This is a genomic window from Deinococcus frigens DSM 12807 (assembly GCF_000701425.1).
In the GTDB taxonomy this organism is placed as follows: domain Bacteria; phylum Deinococcota; class Deinococci; order Deinococcales; family Deinococcaceae; genus Deinococcus; species Deinococcus frigens.
Genome location: NZ_JNIW01000096.1, coordinates 1 through 7,992, shown reverse-complemented (window position 1 = coordinate 7,992; position 7,992 = coordinate 1). Strand labels below are relative to the sequence as shown.

The window sequence follows — 7,992 nt, the reverse complement described above, 5'->3', positions numbered from 1 at the left end:
TGTCGGGAAGATCCTTCTCGGTGGTCAAGACCAGCTACACCCGCAGCGCGGGTGAAGCTAAGGGATCGGTGCGCTACATGCAGCACCGCCAGGACGACCTGGGCGAGCGACAGGCCCGCCTGCTGTTCGATCAGGACGGTGAGCTGAGCCGCCAGGAGGTCTACGAACGCCTGGACCGCGCCGCCGAGAGTGATGGCAAGACCTACTTCTACCGGCTGACCTTCAATCCCGGCGAGGGTCACGCGGACCTGGATGAACAGGGACGGCAGGCGTGGGCCGCCGAGCAGATCGCCCGCATCGAGGCCCAGGGCAACACGGTCAAAACGTGGGTGGGCGTGAGCCACACGGACCAGGGCCAGCATGATCACGTCCACGTCCTGGCGGCCACGTCCCGGACCTTGCAGAAGGACGAGCTGGCGGACCTGCGGACGTTTGGCCGTGAGACCTACGAATATCAGCGGGAGCAGCAGCGGGAGTTGGGGTTGTACCAAGACCACGCGGGCGGCACGCAGGAGCTGGCCCAGTTCCATCAACACGAGCGCAGCTACGAGCAGGACCAGGACTACCAGCGGCAGCAGCAGCGCGACCGGTCTTACGGCTATGAATATTGAGGGGAGCGCCGTAAAGCATTTGGCGTTTATGGCAAAATGACATAAAATGTCTGCATGGGAACCGCCGATCCACCACCACCGCGCCTCAAGGCCCGCATCGTTGCCCGCCCCACCCTCCTCAAGTACATGCAGGAACACCCGGACGCCGCCGACGCCCTCAAGGGCTGGGAGCGCACGGTTACCGACCTCTCTTTCAATTCCTTTGCAGAACTCAGGGCGCAGGTGCCCGGCGTGGATTACGTCAACCGTACATACCTGGTGTGGAACATCAACGGAAATGCTTACCGGCTGGTGACCCTCGTGCGTTGGACGCGTCCGGTGCTGTACCTCCACCGCTTCATGACCCACGCGGAATACAACACCTGGAGTGACCTCACGCGCAAGACGAAAAAGAAGAAAAAGTGACCGCCCCGCCCCCTTCGGGGGCACCCTTCTCGCCCCGGTTCCCCACATTTGCCCTGCCATCCTTCGCCCCTTGATCCCAAATGAAATGAAGAGGTACTCCATGAACGTCACGATCTTGGCCAACCGCTGGACGCAGGTTGAAGCCGCCGCCCGCGAAGCCGCGTCCATCGATCTTTTCGCGCCCATTCACGACGAAAAGCAGTACCACGCCGTGCTGGAGGCGGTGGAGGCGCTGATGATGGAAGCCAGTGAGGCTGCTGGGGGTGAACCCCATGCTCTGGACTCGCTGATCGATCTGCTGTCAGAACGCATCGAAACGTATGAGTCTGCGCTGCTCGGCCCGCCGCAGGGCGCGCCCAAGGACGTGCTGGCGTACCTGCTCAGCGTCCATGACCTCACGCAGACGGCGCTCGCTAAGGCCACGGGCCTGGATCAGGGGACGCTGTCGAAAGTGCTGAAGGGGGAGCGGATGCCCAGCAAAGCGCAGGCTGTGAAGCTGGCCACACACTTCCAGATCTCGCCCGCGCTGCTCCTGGCTTGAGCAAAGACACGCGGCGCGCCCGCTCCTTGGCCCCAACGGCTCAGGGAGCGTGCGCGCTGGATTTTCCTGTCAGATTAAGTTCTAGAGCCTCGAAAAAATACTGTCAGAGAAAGTTAAAAACAACTCTAATCTGACAATTTTTAGCCCCTTAGCTGACGTGGTGTTGGGGTGTACCCTGATCTGACATCGGACACCCTGGCGTAACCGTTACCACGATGGCGTGTAACTGAGTGGGACTAGGAGCTGGCTTTTCCGTGCGGCCTAAACGTCATCCAGCAGGCGAAGACGGGCTTCGCGTAGCTCACTGGTGAGTTGCTGAGCCTCTGCGACAAGCTGACGTACAGTAGCTCTGAGTTGGACAGCCTGCTGTACCACCATCAGTTCACCGTTGTTCATAGGCCAGCGTGACATACCCTGTCATCAGGATGACGGGTAAATTCGCTTCTCGATCAGATGCCAGTTTCTAACGGTGTTCAAACCCAGTTCGCAGTAGACCTCTTCTACAAATTCCTCCCAGACGGCAGATTTTCCCTAACGGGTTTTTTCGGACGATTGAGGCCACAACGCGCCGTCGTGCCCAACAACGTGACCCGCATGCAACCTTTCCCCCCGAGTGGCCGCGTCTGGAGCACGGGTTTACGGGGGGGCTGGAGGCGCCGCTGCGGGCGGCGGGGGCCTGAAGGTCAAACAGGAACGCGCGCCGGAGCATCCCGCTCCGGCGCGCGTCGCTCCAAAGGGATTACCCGCCGAGACCGAGCTTGCTGAAGTCCCCCTTCAGGCCGTTGGGGAAGAAGCCGCCCTTGGCCGCCTTACCGGTCGTATCCAGCAGCACGATGTTCGCCACCTGGCGAGGCGTGCGGCTGAACGCGATGGCGTTGGCATCGGCAGGGATGAGGTTGGAGGCGTTGGCCCGCAGGGAGCTGGGGTTGCCGGACAGTGTTGGCACGATGCCCTGGTCGAGGTCGGTCGGGCCGTCCACCGCATCACGCAGATTGCTGATCGCCTGGACGACCTGGGCGACCGTCAGGCTAGCGACGGCCTGCTCGTCCCGGCGCAGGTACAGGGCGTGGCGGATCGCGCCGGAGTGGTACGCCTCGACGGCCAGGATGCCCGCCGCGTTCTCCAGATTGCCCCCTTCGCTGTCGTCCACCAGCAGGCGGGCCGCGCCCTTGTAGGCGGTGACGCCCACGTCCTCGAAGATAAAGGCGCCGTGCAGGAAGAACAGTTCGTTGGCGTAAGGGTTGAAGTTCGTGATCTTGCCGTCCGAGGCCGCTTTGCCCGCCGCGATAAACGCCCCGCTCAGGTCGATGGTCGGCTGATCAACGGCGGCTTTGCCCAGCACCGAACGGATCACCTTGACGTGAGAGAGTTCGTCGGTCGCGATCTCCTCGGCCATGTTCCGCACGTCGCGGGACAGGCCGGGGATGCCCACGCCGCCCCTGCCGGTGAAGCCGGCGGGCAGGATGATCTGGCCAAGGTCCCCACCATGGGGCGTCAGTTCGTCCAGGCGACCCACGGCGGCCAGGTAGAAGGCGGCCTCCAGGTACTCCAGGTTCAGAGCGAAGTTGAAGATGGCAGCGTCGAGGTTGGCCTTGACGGGCTTGACGGGCTTGGCGGGCGGGGTGGCGATGACGTTGGCACAACCGGCAAGAACGGCGCCTGCGCCCATCATGCCGGCCATACCTAGGAACTTACGGCGGCTACTAGTACCCTGCGTGTCGTTGCTCATGTGTGAAACCTCCAAAAATGAGAAGGAAGGAACGGGATAAAACGGAAGGTGGAGTCTTCAGAACCATTCGCACAGTTCCGTCACGCGGGGTCACCCGAGAGACGAACTCTGCATCGCTTCACTCTGCGTCTTGTAACTCTAGCCGAACCGGGTCACTGGATTTCCCAAATATGGCGGTCATTAACTCAAGGTGAACATTCTGATGCAGATTGGAGCAGAGTTCGCCTGCTTTCAAGCCAGATGGGGGAGACATAATCCATGCATACGAACGCCAGAAACTTGACAGCGCTCCTTCACTCAGCTACTGGCAATCTCTGCCCTAACCAGCCTTGGGCGAAAGTGTTTTGACCCGGCCATCCCCCAGAGATAACACCCATTAACTGGGGTCCGGCTCCGATAATCAGCGTTGCCAGAAAGGGCGAAGACGCTTGATGAGGCCCGCTGTTTGGCTCTCCTTAGTCGCTTGAGAAATATGCTTTTTACTGTTCCAGTCGCATTCGCATGGGGGCGCTCGGGGCGCTCGAGCGCCCCGAGCGACTGGGTGGTAGAGCGCCCCAAGCGCCCCCCCTGTACGCTGTGGCATGACTGACGCCCCACTCGTTCTGACGCCTCAGCAGGTGGCTGAGCGCCTGGGCGTCCGGCTCCCCACACTCAGGCGGCATGCGACAACCATCGAAGCCATTACAGGCGAGGCACTGCCCAGAGGTCAACACCTGGAGCGCCTGTGGCCTGAGTTAGTGGTCAAGCTGCTGGCAGAGGCACTGGGCATGGTTCACCGTCACGAGGCCGTCAGTGTTGAGGGGGCACTCAGGGCGCTCACCTCGCCTCTAGTGCCCCTTTCTGCACTGGATACCTCGGTGCTGTCCGGCGTAGCGATAGGCCGGGACGATCTGGCCGAGTTGCTGCGCGAAGCTCTGGCACCCTCCCTCCTCCCGATCATGGCCGCACTGGAGAGGAGCCAGGGCGAAGTCGAGATCCTTCGCCGCGAGCTAGCACAGGAAGCGGGCGAGGCGGCGGCGGCCAGGGCAGAGATGCAAGCCATGCGCGGACAACTGGCCCGCCTGGAAGTTACCGCTCACGCCGCGTTGCCACCCGCCACAGCAGAGCCGCAGCCGACAGGGTTACGTGGGTTGGTCATCCGGCTGTTGGGTGGGTAAAACTACCTGTGCCCCATCGCGCTGATGTAAGGGACCGTATTACGGTATAGGCATGTCGCAAAAACGCCCTGTCGAGGAACCGCTGACGGATCCCGCCCTCAGTGTTGTGGAGAATTTCCTGCGTGACTCAGAGTCTGGTCAGCGGCGCATGTTGAGCCTGATCGACAGAGAGATTGCCAAAGGAGGCATGTACGCCGAGGTGCCGAACATCATTTTGGATTGGTACATCGCCGATCCGCGAAGTCGCGCCCGGATCGCTGAGTTGGAGCGCACCCAGGGCACAGTGCAATCCAGAGCTGCGCGCAGAAGGGACATCCAGTTGGAGAAAAAGCGGCAGAGGCAGCGGCGTTGATTGACCTCATCCTGATCTCACCTGGAAAAAGAATCAGCACAGAGGGTGATCCAGGTCTTTCTCCTTGCGTTGATATTGCCAGTGGGAACAGAAAAAGCGGCCCGAAGGCCGCCTTGATTCCTTCAATATAGGGCAGTATTCAGCCCCTGTCAAATCTATGCACCGGGTACAAGAAACTGTCGGCAAGTCCCAGGCCGCCCTACACCAGCCCAACAGAGGGCCAACAGAACTCCAACAGATCGCACCCAGCGTAAAATGGGGTGCTAGTGTTAAAAACGAAGCGAGCCAGCGACGCTGCAAACGTCCTGACTCTGCTATCCCACCCCGAAGGACCCACGACTAATGAAAAACCAACAGGGGGACAGCCTGACCTATAGGGTACGGCAAACCGGCCCCGTATTTCCACCCTCGGACACCATTTACCCGTCTCCCACCCCCGAACGGTCAGCCAGCACCACCCACTTTCTAGAGATGAGCCGCGCCGCCCTGCGTGGCGAAGCGGTGGACATGACCCGCCCCAGGCCCCAGCCGGACAGGGAATTCCAGAAATGGACCCGCCCAGTCCCCGTCGCCATCCCCCCAGTGCTGACCCCAGACCAGGGCGAAGACCGGGTCGCCACCCTGTCGGAGATCACCGAGCGCCGGACCAGGAGCAAAGCGCACCATCGGGCCGCGAGGAAGGTCACGCCGCCCGCCGTGGAGGCCACAGAGGGCGAGGACAGCCCGAGCAGCCCCGCCCTGTGGCTGCTGGACACCCTGCGCATCCTGGACGAGCAGGACACCCAGACCCGAACCGAGCAGACCAGGATCTTCGTGAACCAGAAGGTGCAGCGCCAGCCCCTCCCGCGTCTGTCCGAGCTGCTGGAGCTGGCCCCGTTCCGCCCCCAACGGGGCAAGGGGTTTGGGACTGCTGGAGCTGGAGCGCTGGCGGTACGCCTGCACGAGCTGAGCCGGATCTTCCTGGCCGTCCGGCTCTACCTGTACGACAAGGACGGGAACCCGCCCAGGCAAGTCGTGATGCACCTGTGCGCCGAGCTGCTGGCGAAGTCCCTGGGGATCTGTGACAACACGCTGCGCGAGTGGACCGCCCAGCTCACCGCGGTGGGCTTCGTGTACGCCCGCCAGCACTTCACCAGCATGACCGGCAAGGACGGCCAGCGCATGACGGCAGTGGACGGCACGCTGTACGCCGTGCGCCTGGCCCCCGGCCACACCGCCCGCCTGAAGTACCGGGACTACAAACGCCAGTACCGGGACCTGGACGCCGACAAGGCGGCAGGACGGACGGCCTTCAACGCGATTGCCAACGCGGACAGGCGATTCGAGGAAGCCAAAAATCTGGAGTGCGTCGTAGACGATGAAAATTTTATTGCGGGGTCACCTGATCCCGTGGGGCAGAGACAGGCCGAACTACTCGAACAGCTCCGCCGATGGGCCGTTATTCCAGGAAACATTGACACCCAAAACCCGTTAAAAGCTGACCCCGCAATAAACGACGCCGCCGCCGCCGAACGCCTTTTAAATGGCGTGCAGGATGTGGTTTTCTTGCTGCCCACCCTGCTCGAAGCGCACAAGTCCAAGCGGGCGGCGCTGGTGGGGATGATGGGGGCGGCCCTGGCACGCGATCTGAAGGACAGCCACAGTCGGTTGTACTACTGCAAAGTGATCTGGCAGGCGTGGCAGGCGGAGATCGACGGGCGGGACGGATTGCAGGCGCTGGCGGCAGAATTGCAGCGCCTGGAGGTGGACAGACGCGAGTGGAAGGGCCTCAGACGCCCCGCCGCACTGCTCGCGGCCCGACTTCGGGCGGCGTGACCTTCGGCGCAGACTGCGCGCCGGATGCCCCACCCCCCTCAGCCGATCCCAAAGGAATGACCCGCCGCGAGGCAGGCCATTACGTCAGCATCTACCCCTCTATATAGTTCGTGGAAATTTATTCATATCACTTGGCAGGGCTTTGTTGTTGATCCTTGTAACTCCATACAGTGTATATTTTCCGTCTGCTATAATGGCAAATCCCTTTGCTAGATGATCAGATTTTTTTCTATGCCAAGTAGGATCGCTGATATCCAGTAGGTTAATAATATTTATAAATGCCCCTTCTACTTTTATAGAGAGATCACTAAAGCTAACTTCCTTACTATCAATTGGCTCCTGAAAGCGAGCAGCAAAAATATCACACGCATTAGCAAGTAGACGGAAAATATCTAGATCAGCTTGAAAATCCGAATCAGTACTATTAGGTTCTTCTTTACTCAAGCCATTAAGAAAATCTTCGATCTTGGAGTGAAAAGTAGTAATTTCTTCACTCAACTTAGAGGATATAAGAGTCTCTTCTATTATATTTATGATATTCACCTAAACCTTGTTTGCACTTGTAGTTAAGTGAAATAATTCTACCCGGATAAAACCCCTCAATTTTCTCTTCTCTAATCCCTGTTAGAGGAGAGAGAACTCGGCGGACCTTCATAACTTTTCTTGTCGCTGATCTGCCCTGCTCTATTAACTCTGGTCGTACTGTGCCGCGAAGGCTTCTGCCTCCTCATCGGTCAGAAGTACGCCGTAGTACAGGTCTCGGGGAAATACAGTTTCAACGATCTCCTTGGTTTTCGTGTCGAAGACCCACGAGTGCGATCTCCAGCACCCCACACCGTCGGAATCCTGATTCAGTCCAAAACCAGAGACAATGCGGTAGCGCTGAGGGTTCTTCCGGTAATACGAGGCCGTGTTCAGATGACATTGGTTGCCCCGACCTTGCCCCTTCCGTACGGGATCGTTGGAGAGTTCAGCCCGTGTAAGGAAGGCTGTTTCAAACCATCCAAGGGGTGCCATGACTGCGGCATCTCCGCCTGCTTCCAGCAGTTTTGTGTACACATTTGGGTGCAGGTCGGCGTACCGATCTTTGAGCCACTGGATACGCTGGGCGGTCTCTTGAGTCATAACAGAGTGTAGGCAGGCTGAAACCTTGAGAGGGGATGGAACCTTTCTGGTGGTGTCTTTCGTCGAGGCGAGCGCCTAAGCTGAGCGACGTTTCCCCCGGCCACCCATCCCCCTCAAAATCCCTCCGAATCCCTCTCGAATATCTACAGGGGGAAAGTAAACAAGATAAGTACAGTTTCCGACTTCTGCGAAGTCGTCTCCTGAACACTAGCCCACACTGAGTTTCTGGAGTCGGATGGAATTAGAGCTCAAAAGCA

Annotated in this window: 9 protein-coding genes; 6 read left to right on the top strand and 3 right to left on the bottom strand. The window is 59.7% G+C overall.

Annotated features, from left to right (window positions below; genetic code table 11):
* The 3 genes from Q322_RS23975 to Q322_RS22005 all read left to right on the top strand — a co-directional run.
* Positions 1 to 611 (top strand): hypothetical protein (locus Q322_RS23975; RefSeq protein ID WP_084148099.1); only part of this gene is annotated, 611 nt, incomplete at its 5' end.
* Between the two features lie 54 nt (positions 612 to 665).
* The gene (locus tag Q322_RS0118940) at positions 666 to 1,016 is read left to right on the top strand and encodes a type II toxin-antitoxin system HigB family toxin (RefSeq protein ID WP_051668773.1); all 351 of its coding nucleotides are present in this window, start codon (positions 666 to 668) and stop codon (positions 1,014 to 1,016) included.
* A 100-nt stretch (positions 1,017 to 1,116) separates the two neighbouring features.
* Complete coding sequence (locus Q322_RS22005) at positions 1,117 to 1,557, top strand: helix-turn-helix domain-containing protein (RefSeq protein ID WP_051668772.1); 441 nt, start codon at positions 1,117 to 1,119, stop codon at positions 1,555 to 1,557.
* 739 nt (positions 1,558 to 2,296) lie between these two features.
* Here Q322_RS22005 and Q322_RS0118930 read toward each other — a convergent pair.
* A complete protein-coding gene (locus Q322_RS0118930; protein WP_029479424.1) occupies positions 2,297 to 3,286 on the bottom strand; it encodes a ferritin-like domain-containing protein in 990 nt (329 codons plus the stop codon).
* A gap of 581 nt (positions 3,287 to 3,867) precedes the next feature.
* Between Q322_RS0118930 and Q322_RS0118925 the strand changes: the two genes are divergently transcribed.
* From Q322_RS0118925 to Q322_RS0118915, 3 genes are all read left to right on the top strand, one after another.
* The gene (locus tag Q322_RS0118925; RefSeq protein WP_029479423.1) at positions 3,868 to 4,443 is read left to right on the top strand and encodes a hypothetical protein; all 576 of its coding nucleotides are present in this window, start codon (positions 3,868 to 3,870) and stop codon (positions 4,441 to 4,443) included.
* 52 nt (positions 4,444 to 4,495) lie between these two features.
* Entirely contained in the window at positions 4,496 to 4,795 is a 300-nt protein-coding gene (locus Q322_RS0118920; protein WP_029479422.1) for a hypothetical protein, read from the top strand.
* Positions 4,796 to 5,137: 342 nt separating this feature from the next.
* Entirely contained in the window at positions 5,138 to 6,610 is a 1,473-nt protein-coding gene (locus Q322_RS0118915; RefSeq protein ID WP_029479421.1) for a hypothetical protein, read from the top strand.
* Between the two features lie 99 nt (positions 6,611 to 6,709).
* Here Q322_RS0118915 and Q322_RS23660 read toward each other — a convergent pair whose 3' ends face one another.
* Complete coding sequence (locus Q322_RS23660) at positions 6,710 to 7,108, bottom strand: hypothetical protein (RefSeq protein WP_156953167.1); 399 nt, start codon at positions 7,106 to 7,108, stop codon at positions 6,710 to 6,712.
* 189 nt (positions 7,109 to 7,297) lie between these two features.
* Complete coding sequence (locus tag Q322_RS0118910) at positions 7,298 to 7,735, bottom strand: hypothetical protein (RefSeq protein ID WP_029479420.1); 438 nt, start codon at positions 7,733 to 7,735, stop codon at positions 7,298 to 7,300.
* Positions 7,736 to 7,992: the final 257 nt, after the last annotated feature.

What these genes read in the sequence shown, in the direction of transcription:
- Q322_RS0118940 (WP_051668773.1), top strand. Translation starts at nt 666, where the DNA reads ATGGGAACCGCCGATCCACCACCACCGCGCCTCAAGGCCCGCATCGTT.
- Q322_RS22005 (WP_051668772.1), top strand. Translation starts at nt 1,117, where the DNA reads ATGAACGTCACGATCTTGGCCAACCGCTGGACGCAGGTTGAAGCCGCC.
- Q322_RS0118930 (WP_029479424.1), bottom strand. Translation starts at nt 3,286, where the DNA reads ATGAGCAACGACACGCAGGGTACTAGTAGCCGCCGTAAGTTCCTAGGT.
- Q322_RS0118925 (WP_029479423.1), top strand. Translation starts at nt 3,868, where the DNA reads ATGACTGACGCCCCACTCGTTCTGACGCCTCAGCAGGTGGCTGAGCGC.
- Q322_RS0118920 (WP_029479422.1), top strand. Translation starts at nt 4,496, where the DNA reads ATGTCGCAAAAACGCCCTGTCGAGGAACCGCTGACGGATCCCGCCCTC.
- Q322_RS0118915 (WP_029479421.1), top strand. Translation starts at nt 5,138, where the DNA reads ATGAAAAACCAACAGGGGGACAGCCTGACCTATAGGGTACGGCAAACC.
- Q322_RS0118910 (WP_029479420.1), bottom strand. Translation starts at nt 7,735, where the DNA reads ATGACTCAAGAGACCGCCCAGCGTATCCAGTGGCTCAAAGATCGGTAC.